Source organism: Klebsiella sp. 141162 (assembly GCF_050600755.1).
In the GTDB taxonomy this organism is placed as follows: domain Bacteria; phylum Pseudomonadota; class Gammaproteobacteria; order Enterobacterales; family Enterobacteriaceae; genus Klebsiella; species Klebsiella aerogenes.
Genome location: NZ_JAQIRI010000006.1, coordinates 206,941 through 227,470 on the forward strand (window position 1 = coordinate 206,941; position 20,530 = coordinate 227,470).

Annotated in this window: 20 protein-coding genes; 8 read left to right on the forward strand and 12 right to left on the reverse strand. The window is 58.2% G+C overall.

The window, feature by feature from the left end:
- Positions 1 to 92: 92 nt before the first annotated feature.
- A complete protein-coding gene (gene fldB / locus PGR23_RS17575) occupies positions 93 to 614 on the forward strand; it encodes a flavodoxin FldB (RefSeq protein WP_015369793.1) in 522 nt (173 codons plus the stop codon).
- Between the two features lie 7 nt (positions 615 to 621).
- On the opposite strand, the gene PGR23_RS17580 is transcribed toward fldB, so the two are convergent.
- Complete coding sequence (locus tag PGR23_RS17580; RefSeq protein ID WP_015369792.1) at positions 622 to 1,032, reverse strand: protein YgfX; 411 nt, start codon at positions 1,030 to 1,032, stop codon at positions 622 to 624.
- Complete coding sequence (gene sdhE, locus PGR23_RS17585; protein ID WP_015369791.1) at positions 1,013 to 1,279, reverse strand: FAD assembly factor SdhE; 267 nt, start codon at positions 1,277 to 1,279, stop codon at positions 1,013 to 1,015. The genes PGR23_RS17580 and sdhE overlap by 20 nt, the downstream gene beginning before the upstream one ends.
- A gap of 223 nt (positions 1,280 to 1,502) precedes the next feature.
- Here sdhE and ygfZ point away from each other — a divergent pair, with 223 nt between their 5' ends.
- Complete coding sequence (gene ygfZ, locus PGR23_RS17590) at positions 1,503 to 2,486, forward strand: tRNA-modifying protein YgfZ (RefSeq protein ID WP_015369790.1); 984 nt, start codon at positions 1,503 to 1,505, stop codon at positions 2,484 to 2,486.
- 305 nt (positions 2,487 to 2,791) lie between these two features.
- On the opposite strand, the gene trhA is transcribed toward ygfZ, so the two are convergent.
- Positions 2,792 to 3,451, reverse strand: a complete 660-nt coding sequence (gene trhA, locus PGR23_RS17595; RefSeq protein ID WP_008806429.1) for a PAQR family membrane homeostasis protein TrhA — start codon at positions 3,449 to 3,451, stop codon at positions 2,792 to 2,794.
- A 164-nt stretch (positions 3,452 to 3,615) separates the two neighbouring features.
- Complete coding sequence (gene yqfB / locus PGR23_RS17600; RefSeq protein ID WP_046881935.1) at positions 3,616 to 3,927, reverse strand: N(4)-acetylcytidine aminohydrolase; 312 nt, start codon at positions 3,925 to 3,927, stop codon at positions 3,616 to 3,618.
- 50 nt (positions 3,928 to 3,977) lie between these two features.
- Here yqfB and PGR23_RS17605 point away from each other — a divergent pair, with 50 nt between their 5' ends.
- From PGR23_RS17605 to PGR23_RS17630, 6 genes are all read left to right on the forward strand, one after another.
- On the forward strand, positions 3,978 to 4,706 hold the full coding sequence (locus tag PGR23_RS17605; protein WP_045391997.1) for a MurR/RpiR family transcriptional regulator: 729 nt from the start codon (positions 3,978 to 3,980) through the stop codon (positions 4,704 to 4,706).
- 119 nt (positions 4,707 to 4,825) lie between these two features.
- Entirely contained in the window at positions 4,826 to 6,259 is a 1,434-nt protein-coding gene (gene bglA, locus PGR23_RS17610; RefSeq protein ID WP_032712496.1) for a 6-phospho-beta-glucosidase BglA, read from the forward strand.
- Between the two features lie 124 nt (positions 6,260 to 6,383).
- Positions 6,384 to 6,743: a copper resistance protein gene (locus PGR23_RS17615; RefSeq protein WP_015369786.1), complete on the forward strand. Its 360-nt coding sequence runs from the start codon at positions 6,384 to 6,386 to the stop codon at positions 6,741 to 6,743.
- A 49-nt stretch (positions 6,744 to 6,792) separates the two neighbouring features.
- Positions 6,793 to 8,802, forward strand: coding sequence for a protein-disulfide reductase DsbD family protein (locus PGR23_RS17620; RefSeq protein WP_396279424.1), 2,010 nt, complete (start codon positions 6,793 to 6,795; stop codon positions 8,800 to 8,802).
- A gap of 1 nt (position 8,803) precedes the next feature.
- Positions 8,804 to 9,415: a DsbA family protein gene (locus tag PGR23_RS17625; RefSeq protein ID WP_396279423.1), complete on the forward strand. Its 612-nt coding sequence runs from the start codon at positions 8,804 to 8,806 to the stop codon at positions 9,413 to 9,415.
- A complete protein-coding gene (locus PGR23_RS17630; protein ID WP_396279422.1) occupies positions 9,405 to 9,908 on the forward strand; it encodes a protein disulfide oxidoreductase in 504 nt (167 codons plus the stop codon). Before PGR23_RS17625 ends, PGR23_RS17630 begins: the two co-directional genes overlap by 11 nt.
- A 541-nt stretch (positions 9,909 to 10,449) precedes the next feature.
- Here PGR23_RS17630 and PGR23_RS17635 read toward each other — a convergent pair.
- From PGR23_RS17635 to PGR23_RS17670, 8 genes are all read right to left on the reverse strand, one after another.
- Positions 10,450 to 11,193 carry an SDR family oxidoreductase gene (locus tag PGR23_RS17635; protein ID WP_045392005.1) on the reverse strand — a complete coding sequence of 248 codons (744 nt, stop codon included), beginning with the start codon at positions 11,191 to 11,193 and terminating at the stop codon, positions 10,450 to 10,452.
- A gap of 60 nt (positions 11,194 to 11,253) precedes the next feature.
- On the reverse strand, positions 11,254 to 14,127 hold the full coding sequence (gene gcvP, locus PGR23_RS17640; RefSeq protein WP_045392007.1) for an aminomethyl-transferring glycine dehydrogenase: 2,874 nt from the start codon (positions 14,125 to 14,127) through the stop codon (positions 11,254 to 11,256).
- A gap of 125 nt (positions 14,128 to 14,252) precedes the next feature.
- Positions 14,253 to 14,642 carry a glycine cleavage system protein GcvH gene (gene gcvH / locus PGR23_RS17645; protein ID WP_396279420.1) on the reverse strand — a complete coding sequence of 130 codons (390 nt, stop codon included), beginning with the start codon at positions 14,640 to 14,642 and terminating at the stop codon, positions 14,253 to 14,255.
- Between the two features lie 24 nt (positions 14,643 to 14,666).
- Positions 14,667 to 15,761 carry a glycine cleavage system aminomethyltransferase GcvT gene (gene gcvT / locus PGR23_RS17650; protein WP_002916480.1) on the reverse strand — a complete coding sequence of 365 codons (1,095 nt, stop codon included), beginning with the start codon at positions 15,759 to 15,761 and terminating at the stop codon, positions 14,667 to 14,669.
- A gap of 422 nt (positions 15,762 to 16,183) precedes the next feature.
- Positions 16,184 to 17,386: an FAD-dependent 2-octaprenylphenol hydroxylase gene (gene ubiI, locus PGR23_RS17655; RefSeq protein WP_396279419.1), complete on the reverse strand. Its 1,203-nt coding sequence runs from the start codon at positions 17,384 to 17,386 to the stop codon at positions 16,184 to 16,186.
- A 10-nt stretch (positions 17,387 to 17,396) separates the two neighbouring features.
- Positions 17,397 to 18,575 (reverse strand): 2-octaprenyl-6-methoxyphenyl hydroxylase, encoded by a 1,179-nt coding sequence (gene ubiH, locus PGR23_RS17660; protein WP_045392014.1) that lies wholly within the window; start codon positions 18,573 to 18,575, stop codon positions 17,397 to 17,399.
- Entirely contained in the window at positions 18,572 to 19,888 is a 1,317-nt protein-coding gene (gene pepP, locus PGR23_RS17665; RefSeq protein WP_047065735.1) for a Xaa-Pro aminopeptidase, read from the reverse strand. Before pepP ends, ubiH begins: the two co-directional genes overlap by 4 nt.
- Before the next feature lie 25 nt (positions 19,889 to 19,913).
- Positions 19,914 to 20,492, reverse strand: a complete 579-nt coding sequence (locus PGR23_RS17670) for a YecA family protein (protein WP_015703432.1) — start codon at positions 20,490 to 20,492, stop codon at positions 19,914 to 19,916.
- Between the last annotated feature and the right edge of the window lie 38 nt (positions 20,493 to 20,530).

The window sequence follows — 20,530 nt, forward strand, 5'->3', positions numbered from 1 at the left end:
CTTTGTTCGTTATACGCCCTCATTATGCCTTAAGAGGCCGCCTTTCTGGTACACTGGGCGCAATTCACGGCAAGAATTGAGACGTTTACGCGATGAATATAGGTCTTTTTTACGGCTCCAGTACCTGCTACACCGAAATGGCCGCGGAAAAAATCCGCGATATCATCGGCCCCGAGCTGGTGACGCTGCATAATCTGAAAGATGACTCCCCCGCGCTGATGAGCCAGTACGACGTGCTGATCCTCGGCATCCCGACCTGGGATTTCGGCGAAATTCAGGAAGACTGGGAAGCGGTCTGGGAACAGCTCGACGCCTTAGATCTGAATGGCAAAATCGTCGCGCTGTACGGCATGGGCGATCAGCTTGGTTACGGCGAATGGTTCCTTGACGCGCTGGGGATGCTGCACGATAAGCTGGCGACCAAAGGCGTGAAGTTTGTCGGCTACTGGCCAACCGAGGGCTATGAGTTCACCAGCCCGAAACCGGTTATCGCCGATGGCCAATTGTTCGTCGGCCTGGCGCTGGATGAAACCAATCAATACGACCTGAGCGATGAGCGCATCCAGAACTGGTGCGAGCAGATCCTCGGCGAAATGGCGGAGCACTTCGCCTGATCCTGAGTTAGTCGTGCGCCGGCTTTTGCAGCACCAGCCGGCGCAAATCCCGCCATTCCCCCGCATCCATGCTATCCGCCGCCACCCACAAATGCTGGCTACGGCCGGTTTCCGCATGCTTCAGGCGCAGCAGCATCCCGCTGCTGATAACCCATGGCGTCCCGACGATATCCCATTCCGTTTTTTGCCACCGTAAACGGGAGTCGATTAACAGCTTAATTTCTCCCTGGCAGGCGTGGATCCGCCGCTGGCTGCGCACGCAGTCAAACACCACCAGCGATAGCAACAGGAGCCAAATCGGGGTGTAGCTTAACGGCCAGGGCATGAGCAGCACTATCGCCGCCACCACCCCGTGCAGCAGCAGCGAGAACCACTGCGAACGCCAGGAAATACGTAAATCAGATTGCCACAGGACCACGTTCCCGATTCCGAGTCTGGATTAAATTTATCATCCGTTGAAGTTGCGCATCAGCCGGCTTGCCGTGATTCATCAGCCAGTTAAACAGATCCGGATCATCGTTCTCCAGCAAACGGATGAACAGGCGCTTGTCGTCATCGCTGAGCGTGTCGTACTCATACTCGAAAAACGGCATGATGGAGATATCGAGTTCGCGCATACCGCGGCGGCATGCCCAGTGGATGCGAGCTTTGTTGTTAATGTCCATGTTGTCCTTCCAGCATCAAGATATAGCTTAGTTTAACCCTTTTTAGGCACTTACTTTACAGTAATATCGCCTTGTGCGAGCAGCATTCCATAAAAGCCCAAAATCCGGTTGGCTATTCACCGCATCCTGAGGGCACAAATGGCTTGCTGAAAGCGCTTGCATTGCACCATAGCTCTTTTACCATTAGTCATTCACTCTGCGTTAAGCTATTCAGGATATGACTATGGCTTTTACACCTTTTCCTCCGCGTCAGCCCTCTTCTTCCGCTCGTCTGCCGTTAACGCTGATGACGCTGGATGATTGGGCGCTGGCGACGATTACCGGTCCGGATGGCGAGAAGTATCTGCAGGGGCAGATCACCGCCGATGTCAGCCATTTAACCGCCGATCAGCATCTGCTTGCCGCGCACTGTGATGCCAAAGGCAAAATGTGGAGCAACCTGCGCGTCTTCCACCGCGACGGCGGTTTCGCGTGGATTGAGCGCCGCAGCCTGCGCGAAGCGCAGCTGACCGAACTGAAAAAATATGCCGTCTTCTCCAAAGTCACCATCGCCGCAAACGACGATCTGGTCCTGCTGGGCGTGGCCGGTTTCCAGGCGCGCGCTGCGCTGGCGCCGCTATTCGCCGCACTGCCGGACGCTGGTAAACCGGTGGTCACCGAAGGCGTGACCAGCCTGCTGTGGTTTGAACATCCTGCCGAACGCTTCCTACTGGTGACCGATGCCGACACCGCCAACCGGGTGACAGACGCGCTGCGCGGCGAAGCGCAGCTTAACAACAGCCAGCAGTGGCTGGCGCTGAACATCGAGGCCGGTCTGCCGGTTATCGACAGCGTAAACAGCGCGCAGTTCATTCCGCAGGCGACCAACCTGCAGGCGCTGGGCGGAATCAGCTTTAAGAAAGGCTGCTACACCGGCCAGGAAATGGTCGCCCGGGCGAAATTCCGCGGCGCCAATAAACGCGCGCTGTGGACGCTGGCGGGTACTGCCAGCCGGGTGCCGGAAGCAGGGGAAGATCTGGAGCTGAAAATGGGCGACAACTGGCGCCGCACCGGTACGGTGCTGGCAGCCGTACAGTTGGATGACGGAAGCCTGATGGTCCAGGTGGTGATGAATAACGATATGGAACCGGACAGCGTGTTCCGCGTACGTGACGATGCCGGCAGCCTGAGCATCAAACCATTGCCGTATTCGCTGGAAGAAGATTAAGAACAGTTCCCGGCTTGCGGCGCTTGCGCCTTAGCCGGGCTACCAGCCTGCAGAATATCGTGACCACGGTAAGCGCAGCGCCACCGTGGAATTTCCAGCCTGCAGAATATCGTGGCCACGGTAAGCGCAGCGCCACCGTGGAATTTCCAGACCGCAGAATATCGTCGCCACGGTAAGCGCAGCGCCACCGTGGAATTTCCAGGCCGTAGAATATCGTGACCGCGGCAAGCGCAGCGCCACCGTGGAATTTCCAGGCCGTAGAATATCGTGACCGCGGCAAGCGCAGCGCCACCGTGGAAGTTAAATCAGGACTGGCCGACGTAAAGATAAATCGCCAGGAAGTGACACACGCTGCCGCCGAGCACGAAGCCGTGCCAGATAGCATGGTTATAAGGAATACGTTTGCAGACGTAGAAGATGACCCCCAGCGAGTACACCACCCCACCAACCGCCAGCAGCGTTACCCCGCCCACCGCCAGCTTCACCGCCAGTTGATAGACCACGATAAGCGACAGCCAGCCCATCGTCAGATAGGTCACCAGCGACAAAATTTTAAAGCGGTGCGCGATTGTCAGTTTAAACAGGATCCCCAGTAGGGCCAGGCTCCAGATGACAATCATCAGCCCCTTTGCCAGCGGCGAATTCAATCCCACCAGCAAAAATGGCGTGTAGGTTCCGGCAATCAGCAAGTAGATGGCGCAGTGGTCAAATTTCTTCAGCCACTGTTTCGCCCGCTGATGCGGGATAGCGTGATAGAGCGTGGAAGCGAGGAACAGCATAATCATGCTACCGCCGTACAGGCTGTAGCTGGTGATCGCCGTCGCGCTGGCGTTCGTGTCTACCGCCTGCACCAGCAGCAACACGAGGCCGACAATACCGAACACCAGCCCGATCCCGTGACTGATGCTGTTGGCAACTTCCTCTGCCAGAGAATATCCCTGAGTGATTAATGGTTTGCGAACCATATTTTGACTCCGTGAAAACAAGAACGCTTTCATTGCCCACTTAGGTTAACTGAGAATGATTCCAGTGAACACCTGTTAGCTAAAATAAAACGATGTATATTTGTAAATACATTAAAATCATAATGTTACAAGAATATTTCAACTAACAGCTGTGCTGGTTTTATTTAAAGGCGTTTGAATTCAATAACATAAAACCGATCTTCCGCAGGATAGATTTCCCTGATGACCTGCCGCAGCTGTTCGAGGGTCATATTCTCTTGTTGAGCATGCTGTTCAGTTAGCGTGTCGAGCGTCACCGTCGAGGTCGCGGTAACGGCGATAGTGCAAAAGTAGCCGTCATCTTCATAACGTCCGACGCGCAGCACATCACCGGGCTTAAAGTGCGACTCAGCCGCATCGCGAATGGTGATCGTTTTGCGCCCGGCGAGGATGTCGTCCTGAAAACGCTGAAAAAAGGTAATGTCATTAGCCTGCATGATATAATTCCGTCCTGGTCTTTATGAATTGTGAGTTCGCCACTGTGAGTATGTTCTCCCACGCCGCTGTCGCCAGTCTCAATAATCTTGAGATGATGGTCTACCACTACGTCATTAAGAATCGTGACAAAGTGATGTACATGACTATTCGCGAACTGGCCGAGGCCGCCGGGGTCTCCACCACTACCGTGTTGCGCTTCTGCCGCAAACTGCAGTGCGAGGGCTACTCTGAATTTCGCGTACGCTTTAAATTATATCTTGAGCAGAATGAGCCTCAACAGGCAAATATCGGCGCCAGCGAAATAATGAGCTTTTTTAAAAGCGTCAATAATGACGAGTTTGATGAATTGCTCGAACAGGCCGTCGATATTATTCTCTCCTCCGAACGTATTATTTTCGTCGGCGCCGGTACTTCCGGCGCGCTAGCGAAATATGGCGCACGTTTCTTTTCCAACGTCGGCAAATTCAGCAACCATATTGACGATCCTTATTTCCCGGTCACCAATGATATGGCCCGCAACGCGCTGGCGATTGTGCTTTCCGTCTCCGGCGAAACCGAAGAGATCCTGCGCTTTGCCAGCCAGTTCAGCCTGCATCACTGCAAGGTGATGTCGATTACCAGCCATGAGCATTCGCGGCTGGCGAAACTGGCTGATTTCAATCTCTCCTGGCACGTGCCGCAAACGCGCATCGGCGGCGTTTACGATATTACAACGCAGATCCCGGTGATATATATACTCGAATCACTGGGGCGTAAATTAGCGCGCAAAATCGGCTAAAAGTAACAGCCTGTTTTTTTGATGTAACATATTACCTTTAGCGGGATTTGTTATATCGTGACATTCAATTTCGCTTTGCTAGACTCAATCGCAATAGTGATTCATAGAGATTAGCAAAGATGAAAAAATTGACTCTTCCCAAAGACTTTTTGTGGGGCGGCGCGGTCGCCGCGCATCAGGTTGAAGGCGGCTGGAATAAAGGCGGCAAAGGCCCCAGCATCTGCGATGTGTTGACCGGCGGGGCGCACGGCGTGCCGCGCGAAATCACCCAACAGGTCGAGGCGGGTAAATACTACCCTAACCATGAAGCGGTTGATTTTTACGGCCACTACAAAGAAGACATCAAGCTGTTCGCCGAGATGGGTTTCAAATGCTTCCGCACCTCTATTGCCTGGACCCGCATCTTCCCGCAAGGCGACGAAACTCAGCCGAATGAAGAAGGGCTGAAATTCTACGATGACATGTTCGATGAACTGCTGAAGTACAACATCGAGCCGGTAATCACCCTTTCCCACTTTGAAATGCCGCTGCATCTGGTCCAGCAGTACGGCGGTTGGACCAACCGCAAAGTGGTCGATTTCTTTGTGCGCTTCGCCGAAGTGGTCTTTGAGCGCTATAAGCACAAAGTGAAATACTGGATGACCTTTAACGAGATCAATAACCAGCGTAACTGGCGCGCGCCGCTGTTCGGCTACTGTTGCTCCGGCGTGGTCTATACCGAGCATGAAAACCCGGAAGAGACCATGTACCAGGTGCTGCATCACCAGTTCGTCGCCAGCGCACTGGCGGTGAAAGCGGCGCGTCGTATCAACCCGGAAATGCAGGTCGGCTGCATGCTGGCGATGGTCGCCCTCTACCCTTACTCCTGCAAACCGGAAGATGTCATGTTCGCCCAGGAGTCGATGCGCGAACGCTATGTCTTTACCGATGTCCAGCTACGCGGTTACTACCCGAGCTATGTGTTGAATGAATGGGAGCGCCGCGGCTTCAACATCAAGATGGAAGACGGCGACGCGCAGATCCTGCGTGAAGGCACCTGCGCCTATCTCGGCTTCAGCTACTACATGACCAACGCGGTGAAAGCCGAAGGCGGCACCGGCGATGCCATTTCCGGCTTCGAAGGCAGCGTGCCGAACCCGCACGTGAAAGCCTCCGACTGGGGCTGGCAGATTGACCCGGTTGGCCTGCGTTACGCCCTGTGCGAACTGTATGAGCGCTACCAGAAGCCGCTGTTTATCGTGGAAAACGGCTTTGGCGCCTACGATAAAGTAGAAGCCGACGGCAGCATCAACGATGACTACCGCATCGATTATCTCCGCGCCCACGTCGAAGAGATGATTAAAGCGGTGACTTATGACGGCGTCGATCTGATGGGCTATACCCCCTGGGGCTGCATCGACTGCGTCTCCTTCACTACCGGCCAGTACAGCAAACGCTACGGCTTCATCTACGTCAATAAACACGATGACGGCACCGGCGATATGTCCCGCTCGCGCAAGAAAAGCTTTAACTGGTACAAAGAAGTCATCGCCAGCAACGGCGAGAATCTGTAATTGACCGCCCTCTCCCGCCCGGGAGGGGGCAAATCACTTATCCGCCAGACACTTCTTTACAGCTTTACCATTGCTAAAACGCGTTCGCCCGATAAGATAGGCCTCGTGAATATTTGAGGCGACCATGATTAAGCGACAACGCAAAGCCATTCTTCTTGTACTCCTTGCCTGCCTGGTGGTGCTGATCTGCACCGCCCAGAGAATGGCGGGGATGCATGCGTTGGTGATGAACGTCACGGCCGCCAGCCAATCCGCCCAACCTGGCCCGGATAATGCCGAGGCGCCGGTCTCCCCCTGCGAACTCAGCGCCAAGTCGCTGATGGCCGTTCCGCCGATGCTGTTTGAAGGGGCGCTACTCGCTATCGCCCTGCTGCTGGCGGTGCTGGCGGCCATCCCGCCGCGTATCGAGCGTATCTGGCCTCCCCGCGTCATTTCTCCCCCCCGATTGCGGGTGCATCTACGATTATGCGTCTTCCGTGAGTGATTAATTCTCCTGACAGCTCAGGTTAATTTATTACTTACGGAGAAAATTTATGTTTATGGTATTCAGGCGACTGCTGGTCTGCCTGCTTTGGCTATGGCTGCCCGTCAGCCAGGCCGCCGATAGCGGCTGGCTCCGCGTCGCCGACAATCAACACGCCAGCGTGCGCCTGCGGGCGCAAAGCGAAAGCAATGGCGACACCCGCCTGCTTTTAGACGTAGCGCTGGAAAAGGGCTGGAAAACCTACTGGCGTTCGCCGGGCGAAGGCGGCATCGCGCCGGCTATCGCCTGGCACACGCCGCTGGAGGTTAACTGGCGTTGGCCGACGCCACAACGCTTCGACGTCGCGGGTATTTCCACTCAGGGGTATCACGGCGACGTCAGCTTCCCGATGACCCTGCGCGGCAAAATACCGCCGACGCTTAGCGGCGTACTGACGCTCTCTACCTGCAGCAATGTCTGCATTCTCACTGACTACCCCTTTTCGCTGGATATGACGGCTCCGGCGGGGGAGCGTTTTAATTACGATTTCACCCGCGCGATGGGCACGCTGCCCCTGCGCGACGGTCTCACCTCGGCGCTTAGCGCCAGCTACGTCAGCGGTAAGCTGACGGTAACCGCTCGCCGCGATGCCGGCTGGCAGCAGCCAGCGCTGTTTATCGACAGCATGGAGGATGTCGATTTCGGCAAGCCGAGTTTTACCAGCCGCGGCGATACGTTGACCGCCACCGTACCGGTCACCGATAGCTGGGGCGAAACGGCGCCGGACCTGAGCGGCAAAACGCTGTCGCTGGTGCTGGCCGATAGCGGCCAGGCGCAGGAAAGCCATATCGCCATCGCCGCCGGCAGCGCCGCGCCGGGGCTGGCGTTAGGCTGGGTGCTGCTGATGGCGCTGGCCGGCGGGCTAATCCTCAACGTCATGCCGTGCGTGCTGCCGGTGCTGGCCATGAAACTCGGCTCGCTGGTGCAAACCGAACGTCGCGAACGCGGCGCGGTGCGGCGGCAGTTCCTCGCCTCGGTATGCGGGATCGTCGTCTCCTTCCTGGCGCTGGCGCTGATGATGACCGCGCTACGCTTAGGTAATCAGGCGCTCGGCTGGGGGATCCAGTTCCAGAACCCGTGGTTTATCGGCGCGATGGCGCTGGTGATGGTGCTGTTCAGCGCCAGTTTATTAGGGCTGTTCGAAATCCGTCTCTCCTCCAGCGCCAGTACCTTCCTCGCCACCCGGGGCGGCAACGGCTTAATGGGCCATTTCTGGCAGGGCGCCTTCGCCACTCTGCTGGCGACGCCCTGTACCGCGCCGTTCCTCGGTACCGCCGTTTCAGTGGCGCTGGTGGCGCCGCTGCCGCTGCTGTGGGGTATTTTCTTCGCCATGGGGATCGGCATGAGCCTGCCGTGGCTGCTTATCGTCGCCTGGCCGGGTCTGGCGCAACGTCTACCTCGCCCGGGTCGCTGGATGAATCATCTGCGGGTGGTGCTGGGGTTGATGATGCTTGGCTCAGCGCTATGGCTGGTCAGCCTGCTGACGATCCACATCGGCCGTACGCCGGTGCTTACCCTGCTGGTGATTCTGGCCATCGTCCTGCTCCTGGCCACCGCCTGGCGCTACCGCTGGCGTACGGCGCTGCGCGCGGGCGCCCTGGCCATCGTAGCGGCGGGCGCCGTCGTCTTTGTCGCCCAACAGGACGGCCAGGGCCCGCGCCGCGACCGGGTTAACTGGCAGCCGCTCAGTGAGCAGGCTATCGCCAGCGCCCTTGCAAAGCATAAGCGGGTGTTTATTGATGTCACCGCCGACTGGTGCGTGACCTGTAAAGCCAATAAATACAACGTGCTGCTGCGCGATGACGTCCAGCAGGCGCTATCAGCGCCAGATGTGGTCGCCTTACGCGGCGACTGGAGCCGCCCCTCCGCCGACATTAGTCAGTTTTTAACCGCTCGCGGCAGCGCCGCGGTGCCGTTTAACCAGATTTACGGACCGGGATTGCCGCAGGGACAAATTCTGCCTGCGCTGTTAGACCGCGAACAACTTCTCGCTACCCTGTCCGCCGCTAAAGGAAAATAACATGAGAGCTATCACCGCCTTATTACTGCTGTGCGTATCGGCCTTCAGCTTCGCCGCCCCGGAGCAAGAACCACAATCAAATGGTAATGACCAGTTAGCCCAACTGCTGTTTAACGATCCGAACAGCCCGCGCACCGGCGCGAAAGCGCCGAAGCTCACGATCGTCTCGTTTACCGATTACAACTGCCCTTACTGCAAACAGTTTGATCCGATGCTGGAAAATATCGTCCACGATAATCCTGACATCCAGCTCATCGTTAAGCTGCTGCCGTTTAAAGGGCAAAGTTCGGTGAATGCCGCTAAAGCCGCGCTCTCCACCTGGCGTCAACAGCCCGATAAGTTCTGGGCGCTGCATCAGCGGCTGATGGCGAAAAAAGGCTATCACGATGACGCCAGCATCGCCGCCGCGCAGAAGAAAATCGCCACCGATAGCGTGAATATTGATGACAAGACCATGGATTCGCTGAAAATGAACCTGATTTTGTCGCAGGTGCTGAATATTCAGGGCACCCCGGCGACCATCATCGGCGATCAGATGGTGGCCGGCGCAATCCCTGCTGATGAGCTGGAGGGGCTGGTGAAAGAACAGCTGGCGAAAGCCCGTGGCCAGTAAAATCAGGCGCTGGCTGCGCGAGCTGGCGGTGTGGCTGCTGATTGGCGCGGCGGTGAGCCTGGCGGTGGATTATTTTCGCCAGCCCGCGCTACCGCAAAACTTCAGCGCCACATCGCTGCAGACACTCGACGGCAGGACGCTGGATCTGAACGCTATGAGCCAGCAAAAGCCGCTGCTGCTGTACGTCTGGGCGACCTGGTGCGGAGTTTGTCGCTATACCACGCCGTCGGTGGCCTCGCTTGCCGCCGACGGCGGCAATGTGCTGACGGTAGCCCTGCGTTCCGGCGATAACGCCACGCTGGAGAAGTGGCTGACCAGGAAGAAAATGGCGCTGCCGACGGTGAATGATCCGAGCGGCCAGCTGGCGCGGCAGTGGGGCGTGCAGGTGACGCCAACGCTGGTGTTCATTTCTCAAGGCGAGGTGAAGTCGGTCACCACCGGCTGGACCAGCAGTTGGGGAATGCGCCTGAGGCTGTGGCTGGCCTCCTGGTAGACCGTCGGGCTACGGGTACGCATCGTTAGGTAGCCCGGATAAGGCGTAGCTGCTATCCGGGAAGGTTTCCCCGGCTCGCGCTGCGCTCAGCCGGGCTACGGGTACGCATCGTTGGGTAGCCCGGATAAGGCGTAGCCGCCATCCGGGAAGGTTTCCCAGGCAAGCGCAGCGCTCAGTCGGGCTACGGGTACGCATCGTTGGGTAGCCCGGATAAGGCGTAGCCGCTATCCGGGAAGGTTACCCCCGGCTCGCGCTGCGCTCAGCCGGGCTACGGGTACGCATCGTTGGGTAGCCCGGATAAGGCGTAGCCGCCATCCGGGAAGGTTTCCCCGGCTCGCGCTGCGCTCAGCCGGGCTACGGGTACGCATCGTTAGGTAGCCCGGATAAGGCGTAGCCGCCATCCGGGAAGGTTTCCCAGGCAAGCGCAGCGCTCAGCCGGGCTACAGGTACGCATCGTTGGGTAACCCGGATAAGGTGTAGCCGCCATCCGGAAAGGTTTCCCCGGCAAGCGAAGCGCCGCCGGGCAATAGACATCTACGGGTTATTTACCGCCCGCCAGTTCGAGGAAACTGCCCGTCACATACGACGCTTTGTCGCTCAGCAGCCAGGCAATGGCCTGAGCGACCTCTTCCGGCTGGCCGCCGCGCTGCATCGGTAGCGAACTTTTCACCCGGTCCACGCGTCCCGGTTCGCCGCCGGAGGCGTGCATCTCGGTATAAATCAGCCCCGGACGCACGCCGTTTACCCGAATCCCCTGCGCCGCCACCTCCAGCGCCAGCCCGGTGGTCAGGGTATCTACCGCCCCTTTCGACGCGGCATAGTCAACGTACTCTCCCGGCGCGCCAAGGCGCGACGCCGCCGACGAAACGTTAACTATCGCCCCGCCCTTGCCGCCATGCCGATGCGACATGCGCTTTACCGCCTCGCGACAGCAAAGAAAGTATCCGGTGACGTTGGTGGCCAGCACGCGGTTAATACGCTCGGCGCTCAGGCTCTCTACCGTACATTGGGTAAACAGGATCCCGGCGTTGTTGACCAACGCCGCCAGCGGTTCGCCCATGCGGTCAACCGCCTCAAACATCGCCATCACCTGCGCTTCATCGCTGATATCGGCCCGCAGCGCCGTGGCTTTGCCGCCAGATTCAACAATGGTATTGACCACTTCGGTGGCGGCTTTAATGTTGTGATGATAATTAACCGCGACGGTATACCCTTCCTGCGCCAGCAGCAGCGCCGTCGCCCGGCCTATGCCGCGGCTCGCGCCGCTAATCAGAGCTATCGCCATGCCTTCCCTCCAAAAAATAAAGGCGCCGCAGCGCCTTTAAAAGTTTAGCTAATTCACCACTTACTGGTATTCGCTCATCGGGACGCAGGAGCAGAACAGGTTACGGTCGCCGTACACGTCATCCAGGCGTTTCACCGTTGGCCAGTACTTGTTGTGCAACCCAGCCGGGAATACCGCCAGCTCGCGGCTGTACGGATGGTTCCACTCGCTTACCAGCTCGCCCTGGGTGTGCGGCGCGTTCACCAGCGGGTTATCTTCCAGCGGCCATTCACCGGCTTTAACGCGATCGATTTCCCCGCGAATCGCCAGCATGGCGTCAATAAAGCGGTCCAGCTCTACCTTGCTTTCCGATTCCGTCGGCTCAACCATCAGCGTCCCGGCGACCGGGAAGGACATGGTCGGCGCATGGAAACCAAAGTCGATCAGACGCTTAGCAATATCCAGCTCGCTAATGCCGGTCTCTTCTTTCAGCGGACGAATATCGAGAATACATTCGTGCGCCACGCGACCGTCGCGGCCGGTATACAGCACCGGATAAGCATCTTTCAGACGAGTAGCGATATAGTTGGCGTTGAGAATCGCGTTCTGGCTCGCCTGCTTCAGCCCTTCCGCGCCCATCATGCGGATATACATCCAGCTGATCGGTAGGATAGAGGCGCTGCCGAACGGCGCGGCGGAAACCGCGCCCTGACGGGTCAGCATGCCTTCAATCTGTACCACGCTGTGGCCCGGTACAAACGGCGCCAGGTGCGCTTTCACGCCGATAGGGCCCATACCCGGACCGCCGCCGCCGTGCGGAATGCAGAAGGTTTTATGCAGGTTGAGGTGCGAAACGTCAGCGCCGATAAAGCCCGGAGAAGTGATCCCGACCTGGGCGTTCATGTTGGCGCCGTCGAGGTAAACCTGGCCGCCGAACTGGTGCACTATCTCGCATACTTCACGGATGGTCTCTTCATACACGCCGTGGGTCGACGGATAGGTGACCATGATGCAGGAGAGATTCGCCCCTGCCTGCTCTGCTTTTTCACGCAGATCGGCAAGATCGATGTTGCCGTTTTTATCGCAGGCAACCACCACTACCTGCATACCCGCCATCTGCGCGGAAGCCGGGTTGGTGCCGTGCGCGGAGCTTGGGATCAGGCAGATATCGCGATGGCCTTCGTTGCGGCTCTCGTGATAGTGGCGAATCGCCAGCAGGCCAGCATACTCGCCCTGCGCGCCGGAGTTCGGCTGCATACAGACGGCGTCATAGCCGGTCAGTTTCACCAGCCAGTCAGAAAGCTGGGCGATCATCTGATGATAACCTTCCGCCTGCTCGACCGGGCAGAACGGGTGCAGCTCGGCAAATTCCGGCCAGGTGATCGGGATCATTTCCGCCGCGGCGTTCAGTTTCATGGTGCAGGATCCCAGAGGAATCATCGCCTGGTTCAGCGCCAGATCTTTACGCTCCAGCGCGTGCATGTAGCGCATCATCTCGGTTTCGCTATGGTAGCGGTTGAACACCGGATGGGTGAGGATCGCATCGTCGCGCAGCATCGCCGCCGGGATCGAACGGCTATCCAGCGCCACGTCTTTATCCAGGGTATCGATATCCAGACCGTGATCGTCGCCAACGATGGCGCGGAACAGATTCAGCACATCTTCGCGGGTGGTCGCTTCATCGAGCGTAATGCCAACCGCGCCGTGAATATCGCTACGCAGGTTAATCTGCAGCGCTTCGGCACGCGCCAGCACCGCGGCTTTATCCGCCACTTCGACGCAAAGGGTGTCGAAGTAGTGCGCATGGCGCAGCTTCAGCCCTTTCTTCTGCAGGCCGTCGGCCAGAATGTCGGTCAGGCGATGAATGCGGCCAGCGATACGTTTCAGGCCCGCCGGGCCGTGGAAAACCGCGTACAGGCTGGCGATGTTGGCCAGCAGGACCTGCGAGGTACAAATGTTGGAGTTCGCTTTCTCGCGGCGGATGTGCTGCTCGCGAGTCTGCATCGCCATGCGCAGCGCGGTATTACCCGCCGCATCTTTCGATACGCCGATAATACGGCCCGGCATGGAGCGTTTGAATTCATCTTTCGCCGCGAAGAAGGCCGCGTGCGGGCCGCCATAGCCCATCGGCACGCCGAAACGTTGCGCGGAACCGAAGACAATATCGGCGCCCTGCTTGCCCGGCGCCGTCAGCAGCACCAGCGCCATAAAGTCAGCGGCGACGCTGACAATCACTTTGCGCGCTTTCAGCTCGGCGATAAGTTTACTGTAATCGTGGATTTCACCGGTGGTGCCAACCTGCTGCAGCAGCACGCCAAAGACATCCTGGTGATCGAGCACTTTGTCGGCGTCATCGACAATCACGTCGAAGCCGAAAGTTTCCGCGCGGGTGCGAACCACGTCCAGGGTTTGCGGATGGACGTCGGCGGCAACGAAGAAGCGGTTGGCGTTCTTCAGTTTGCTCACGCGTTTGGCCATCGCCATTGCTTCGGCGGCGGCGGTGGCTTCATCAAGCAGCGAAGCGGAAGCGATATCCAACCCGGTCAGATCCAGAGTGACCTGCTGGAAGTTGAGCAGCGATTCCAGACGGCCCTGGGATACTTCCGGCTGGTAAGGGGTGTAGGCGGTATACCAACCCGGGTTTTCCAGCATGTTGCGCTGAATGACCGGCGGCAGCTGCACGGCGGTGTAGCCCATGCCGATGTAAGACTTGAAGCGCTTGTTGCGACCGGCGATCGCCTTCAGCTCCGCCAGCGCGGCGAATTCGGTAGTCGCGTCGCCCACCTGCGGTGGGGTCGCCAGCTGGATATCCTGCGGCACAATCTGGCCAATCAGGGCGTTAAGCGAATCCGCGCCGACGGTCTTCAGCATCTCTTGCTGCTGCTGAGCGTCCGAGCCAATGTGACGTTCAATAAAGGCGTCGCGGTTTTCAAGCTGACTTAAAGTCTGAGTCATGAGCGATGGTTCCTGAAACGTGCGGTGAATGTGTTTTCTCCCTCTCCTTTTGGGAGAGGGCTGGGGTGAGGGTATTATCGGTTCCCCTCACCCTTCCCTCTCCCCACAGGGGAGAGGGTAAAGGCTTACTCGTCTTCTAACAGAGCTTCATAGGCGGTCGCATCCAGCAGCGCGGCAATCTGCGCTTCGTCGCTGGCTTTGATTTTGAAGATCCAGCCGTCGGTATACGGGTCGCTGTTGACCAGTTCCGGAGAGTCGTTCAGCTCTTCGTTGACGGCAACGATTTCACCGCTAATCGGCGCGTAGATATCGGAAGCCGCTTTCACGGATTCGGCAACGGCGCAATCGGCGCCCGCTTCAACGGTGGCGCCCACTTCCGGCAGGTCAACGAAAACCATGTCGCCAAGCAGCTCCTGCGCGTGCTCGGTGATCCCAACGGTATAGGTGCCGTCCGCTTCTTTACGCAGCCACTCGTGTTCTTTGCTGTATTTCAGTTCTGCTGGTACGTTGCTCATCAATTCATCTCCAAAAAAGGGAAATCACACAATGGCTTTGCCATTGCGTACAAAACCAGGTTTAGTCACTTTTACCGGCATTTCACGGTTACGAATTTGCACCACCGCGGTGTCGCCAATCCCGGCCGGCACGCGAGCCAGCGCGATGCTGTAGCCCAGCGTCGGCGAGAAGGTGCCGCTGGTGATAATGCCTTCTTTTTGATTACCGTCGCTATCGGTAAAACGTACCGGCAGGCCGCCGCGCAGGACGCCTTTCTCGGTCATCACCAGGCCAACCAACTGCTCGGTGCCTTTTTCGCGCTGCATTTCCAGCGCTTCGCGGCCGATGAAGTTACGATCGGCGGGCTCCCAGGCGATAGTCCAGCCCATGTTAGCCGCCAGCGGCGAGACGCCTTCGTCCATCTCCTGGCCGTACAGGTTCATCCCGGCTTCCAGGCGCAGGGTGTCGCGCGCGCCAAGACCACACGGCTTAACGCCGGCGTCCAGCAAACCGCGCCAGAAATCCGCCGCCTGCTCGTTCGGCATAGCGATTTCATAACCCGCTTCGCCGGTATAACCGGTGGTGGCGATAAACAGGTCGCCGGCCTGTACGCCGAAGAACGGCTTCATGCCTTCCACGGCCTGGCGCTGAGCGTCGGTGAACAGCGTCGCCGCCTTCGCTTTCGCCTGCGGACCCTGCACCGCGATCAGCGACAGATCGTCGCGAACGGTAATTTCAAGACCGTAAGGTTCGGCTTGTTCGGAAATCCAGGCGAGGTCTTTTTCACGAGTGGCGGAGTTAACAACGAGGCGGAAATAATCTTCAGAAAGGAAATAAACAATCAGGTCATCGATGACGCCAGCGGAAGCGGTTAGCATGCCGGTGTAGAGCGCTTTGCCTGGGGTGGTAAGCTTCGCCACATCGTTTGCCAGCAAATAGCGCAAGAACTCTCTGATCCGGCTGCCGTGGAAATCGACGATGGTCATATGCGACACATCGAACATCCCTGCATCGCCGCGCACCGCGTGGTGCTCATCAATCTGGGACCCGTAATGCAGCGGCATCATCCAGCCATGGAAATCCACCATGCGAGCGCCGCACAGCGTGTGTTGTTCATACAACGGAGTCTGTTGAGCCATCTTTTCCTCATCGAATAAAACGGAACCAGCCACGATATTGTCGGCGATTTTGCGCCACGAAATCCGGCGACGGCACCGCTTACGGACGCCGACGCAAACGTTCTCTTTTGCCTGAACTTACCACCGAACCCGGTGCTAAACCATAAGGTAAATCAGGACATCACATTAGCTTATGACCAAAGCGCGCCGAAAAGCCTACAGAGTTATTGACTGGAAAAAAGCGATTTATGCCACATAAAATTAACACAATGAGCAAACCAGTCAGGTGATGATGGTGTTTTATGCGATTTTATGGGCCTAATTTCTTTAACAAAAAAAAGAGCGCATTAATAAAACTAATGCGAAAAAAGAGGTGAAATTAGAATATTTCAAATGAGGGAGAAAACCCGGCGCGCAGGCCGGGTAAAAGAAGTGTGACGGGGTTAACGTAACCAGGCGGGGAGATCGTTGAGGCCCATCGCCTGACGAATCAGCTGCGGTTTTACGCCAGGCAGCGAATCGGCCAGTTTGAGCCCCATGTCGCGGAGGAATTTCTTCGCCGGATGGCTGCCGGAGAACATTTCGCGGAATCCCTGCATACCCGCCAGCATCAGCGCGGCGCTATGCTTGCGGCTGCGCTCATAGCGGCGCAGGTACAAATGCTGACCGATATCTTTACCCTGCGCGTGCAGGCGCTTCAGCTCGTCGATAAGCTCGGCGGCGTCCATAAAGCCAAGGTTCACCCCCTGCCCGGCCAGCGGATGAATAGTGTGGGCGGCATCGCCAACCAGCGCCAGACGATGGGCGGCGAACTGACGCGCGTAGCGTCCGGTCAGCGGGAAAACCTGCCGTTCGCTTTCAAGCTGGCAAAGGCCAAGGCGATTATCAAAAGCGATGTTCAGCGCCTGATTAAACGCGGCTGCATCGGCCTGCTGCATCCGCTGCGCCTCTTCCGGCGACAGCGACCAGACGATCGAGCACAGATGCGGATCGCTAAGCGGCAGGAAGGCCAGAATGCCTTCGCCGTGGAACGCCTGACGCGCTACCGCCTGATGCGGCTCGGAGGTACGTATCGTCGCCACCAGCGCATGATGGCGATAATCCCAGAAGGTCAGCGGAATATCGGCTTTATTGCGCAGCCACGAATTGGCGCCATCGGCGCCGACCACCAGCCGCGCGGTCAACATGCTGCCGTCCTGCAGGCCCAGGAAGGCTTCGTTTTCGCCCCACGCTACCTGCTGCAGGTGCGCGGGCGCCAGCAGGGTGACGTCAGCGCAGCGCTGCGCTTTTTGCCACAGCGCGTGATGCACCACGGCATTTTCAATAATATGGCCCAGATGGCTAAAGCCCATGCTCTGGTCATCGAAGCTAATGCGGCCAAAGCTATCTTTGTCCCACACTTCCATGCCGTGATAGCAACTGGCGCGCTGGGAGATGATCTCACTCCAGACATCCAGTTTAGTCAGCAGCTTTTCGCTGGCGGCATTGATTGCCGAAACGCGCAGCGCCGGCGGCGCATCGGCGTCAAGAGGCTGCGGCGCCGCTTGTTCCAGCACCGCGACGCGCAGGCCGCAGCCCTGTAAACCACAGGCCACCGCCAGTCCCACCATTCCGCCGCCAACAATGGCAACATCAACACTTTGCACGTTCTACTCCTTAACGGGGAACCCAACCGAGGGTACGCTGCGCCAGCGCATCGCGCGCCGGGGTAAATAATTCCATCGCCATCAGCCCGACGTTGCGCCCCGCCACCAGCGGCGCCCAACGGTTGGCAAAGAGATGCACCAGCCCATCGGTCACGCCGATGGTGGCGGCTTTATCATCCGCTCGCCGCGCCTGGTAGCGACACAGCAGAGAATAATTGCCCACATCCTCGCCGACCGCGTGGGCGTCGGCAAGCAGTTCAGCCAGGCTCATCACGTCGCGCAGGCCGAGATTAAAGCCCTGCCCGGCGATCGGGTGCAATGTCTGCGCCGCATTGCCGACCAGCGCCAGACGGTGCGACACCGAACGGATAGCGGTAGTTAACGCCAGCGGATAGACGCTACGCTTACCGGCATGGGTAATGCGCCCCAGCCGCCAGCCGAACGCCTGCTGTAATTGCTGGCAAAAACGTTCGTCAGACCAGCTCAGCACCTCGTCGCGCCGCGACTGCGGATGGCACCACACCAGCGAACAGCGCCCTTGCGACATCGGCAGCATCGCCAGCGGACCATGCTCGGTAAAGCGCTCGAAGGCGCGGCCTTCGTGCGGCAACGCGGTGCTAACGTTGGCGATAATCGCCAGTTGCTCATAGGGCTGCTGCTGCCAGCTAATGCCGCAGCGCGCGCCCAGCGACGAACGCGAACCATCTGCCGCCACCAGCAGCTTACCGTTGATGGTTTCGCCGCTATCAAGGGTGAGGCTGACGCTGTCCTGGCTGCGGTTGACCGCTTCCACTTTCGCCGGACAGTGCAGGGTGACGCCCGGCGCCTCGCGCAGCAGGCTAAACAGCCGCTGGCCGACATCGTGGAGTTCAACCACCTGCCCCAGCGCCGACAGGCCGTAATCGGCCGCCGCCAGGTTTACAAAACCGGCATGGCCGCGGTCGCTGACGTGTACCCGCTGGATAGGCGTCGCTCGTTTAGCAAGGTTCTGCCAGATACCGATGCGCGCCAGCTGCTGGCAGGTGCCAGCAGCCAGGGCAATCGCCCGATCGTCAAAACCTGGGTGGCGTGACGACGCCGGATCCTGCGCTTCAATCAGATGAACCGGCAGCGCACCGCCGGTCAAACGGGAGATGGCCAGCGCGAGCGTCGCACCGGTCATCCCGCCGCCGACAATCAGCACGCTCATGACTGGCGCGCCGCCGCCATCAGCGCCTCGATCTCATCCGCCTTCTTCACCACGCTGGCGGTGAGATTTTCGTTGCCATCTTCGGTAATCACGATGTCATCTTCAATACGAATGCCGATGCCGCGATACTGCGCCGGTACGTCGGCGTCGGCGGCGATATACAGCCCCGGCTCGACGGTCAGCACCATTCCCGGTTCCAGCACGCGCGAACGGTCGGTGTCGTAATTACCGACATCGTGCACATCCAGACCCAACCAGTGGCTCAGGCCATGCATAAAGTACGGGCGGTGGGCGTTGTTGGCGATGAGCTCGTCAATCTCGCCTTTCAGGATCCCCAGCCGCACCAGGCCGGTAATCATAATGCGCACCACTTCCTGATTAACCTCATAAATGGAGGTACCCGGACGATACAGCTCCAGCGCGGTTTCCAGCGATTCCAGCACAATGTCGTAGATTTCACGCTGCGGTTTGCTGAATTTACCGTTAACCGGGAAGGTACGGGTGATATCGCCCGCATAGCCGCGGTATTCACAGCCGGCGTCAATCAGCACTAAATCGCCATCACGCAGTTCGGATTCGTTTTCGGTGTAGTGCAGGATGCAGGCGTTTTCGCCGCCGCCAACGATGGTGTTATAAGACGGGAAACGCGCGCCGTGGCGGTTGAATTCGTGGAGAATTTCGCCTTCCAGCTGATATTCGAACATCCCCGGGCGGCATTTTTCCATCGCCCGGGTATGGGCAAGGGCGGAAATTTCGCCGGCCCGGCGCATTACTTCCAGCTCTTCCGCGGATTTAAACAGGCGCATTTCATGCACCACAGGCCGCCAGTCGATGACGGAGTTCGGTGCCTGCAGGTTCTGACGTGAACCTTTACGCAGTTTTTCGAGGGCGTTAAACACAATTTCATCGGCATAGGCATATTCGCCCTGGGCAAAATAGATAGCGTCCAGGCCATTGAGCAGTTGATACAGCTGCTGGTTGATTTCGCTAAACGCCAGCGCGCGATCGACGCCGAGTTTGCCCGGCGCGGCATCCTGCCCCAGACGGCGGCCAAACCAGATTTCCGCCGTCAGATCGCGAACGCGGTTAAACAGCACGCTATGGTTGTGCGTTTCATCGCTTTTGATCAGCACCAGCAGCGCTTCCGGTTCGTTGAAGCCGGTGAAGTACCAAAAATCGCTGTTCTGCCGGTAGGGATATTCCGAATCTGCGCTGCGTACCGCTTCCGGCGCGGCAAAAATCAGCGCCGCGCTGCCCGGCTGCATCTGCGCCAATAATGCCTGGCGACGAGAAAGAAACTCCTGCTGTGTCATGACGCCCCCTGAATGTCGTTTTTATTTAGTGTAACGTTGGCTTGCGTACTTCCGGTGCGGTTGGCTGTTGGCGCGCGAAGGTATCGTGGCACAGTAACGCGGCGACGCGTACGTACTCGATAATCTCTTCGAGAGACATCTCCAGCTCTTCCTGGTCTTCATCTTCGTCGTAGCCGAGTTGCGCAATATTACGCAGATCATCGATGGCTTCGCCGGTCTCATCCTTCACTTTATCCAGCTTCGGCTGGGTCACGCCAAGGCCGAGCAGGAAATGGTTAACCCAGCCCGCCAGCGCGTCGGCGCGGTCGAAAACGCTGACGTTGTCGCCTTCCGGCATATACAGCTGGAACAGAAAACCGTCATCTTCCAGCGAGTCGCTGGTGGCGGAATGCATGCTACGCAGCGCCTGGGCCAGTTCATGACCAAAGGCAAGGCCTTCGTTGGTCAGGTCATGCACCAGCGGCTGCCAGCTGCTGTCGGTGTTGCCGCCGCAGAGGATGCCGCTTATCAAACCGTGCATTTCGGCCGGGGTTAATCCCACCCCTTGTTGGTTCAGTAACTGGTCTACATCGTTGTAACCAGGCATTTCGTTCTGTATAGACATGCGCATTCGTCATCGTTGGGAGGAATATTCATGATATG

Bases quoted from the DNA above. Each gene is read 5' to 3' on its own strand.
- sdhE (WP_015369791.1), bottom strand. From the start codon at position 1,279: ATGGACATTAACAACAAAGCTCGCATCCACTGGGCATGCCGCCGCGGT.
- yqfB (WP_046881935.1), bottom strand. From the start codon at position 3,927: ATGCAGGCTAATGACATTACCTTTTTTCAGCGTTTTCAGGACGACATC.
- bglA (WP_032712496.1), top strand. From the start codon at position 4,826: ATGAAAAAATTGACTCTTCCCAAAGACTTTTTGTGGGGCGGCGCGGTC.
- PGR23_RS17620 (WP_396279424.1), top strand. From the start codon at position 6,793: ATGTTTATGGTATTCAGGCGACTGCTGGTCTGCCTGCTTTGGCTATGG.
- gcvP (WP_045392007.1), bottom strand. From the start codon at position 14,127: ATGACTCAGACTTTAAGTCAGCTTGAAAACCGCGACGCCTTTATTGAA.
- pepP (WP_047065735.1), bottom strand. From the start codon at position 19,888: ATGACACAGCAGGAGTTTCTTTCTCGTCGCCAGGCATTATTGGCGCAG.
- PGR23_RS17625 (WP_396279423.1), top strand. From the start codon at position 8,804: ATGAGAGCTATCACCGCCTTATTACTGCTGTGCGTATCGGCCTTCAGC.
- PGR23_RS17605 (WP_045391997.1), top strand. From the start codon at position 3,978: ATGTTCTCCCACGCCGCTGTCGCCAGTCTCAATAATCTTGAGATGATG.
- trhA (WP_008806429.1), bottom strand. From the start codon at position 3,451: ATGGTTCGCAAACCATTAATCACTCAGGGATATTCTCTGGCAGAGGAA.
- PGR23_RS17670 (WP_015703432.1), bottom strand. From the start codon at position 20,492: ATGTCTATACAGAACGAAATGCCTGGTTACAACGATGTAGACCAGTTA.
- PGR23_RS17615 (WP_015369786.1), top strand. From the start codon at position 6,384: ATGATTAAGCGACAACGCAAAGCCATTCTTCTTGTACTCCTTGCCTGC.
- gcvH (WP_396279420.1), bottom strand. From the start codon at position 14,642: ATGAGCAACGTACCAGCAGAACTGAAATACAGCAAAGAACACGAGTGG.
- ygfZ (WP_015369790.1), top strand. From the start codon at position 1,503: ATGGCTTTTACACCTTTTCCTCCGCGTCAGCCCTCTTCTTCCGCTCGT.
- gcvT (WP_002916480.1), bottom strand. From the start codon at position 15,761: ATGGCTCAACAGACTCCGTTGTATGAACAACACACGCTGTGCGGCGCT.
- PGR23_RS17635 (WP_045392005.1), bottom strand. From the start codon at position 11,193: ATGGCGATAGCTCTGATTAGCGGCGCGAGCCGCGGCATAGGCCGGGCG.
- ubiH (WP_045392014.1), bottom strand. From the start codon at position 18,575: ATGAGCGTGCTGATTGTCGGCGGCGGGATGACCGGTGCGACGCTCGCG.
- fldB (WP_015369793.1), top strand. From the start codon at position 93: ATGAATATAGGTCTTTTTTACGGCTCCAGTACCTGCTACACCGAAATG.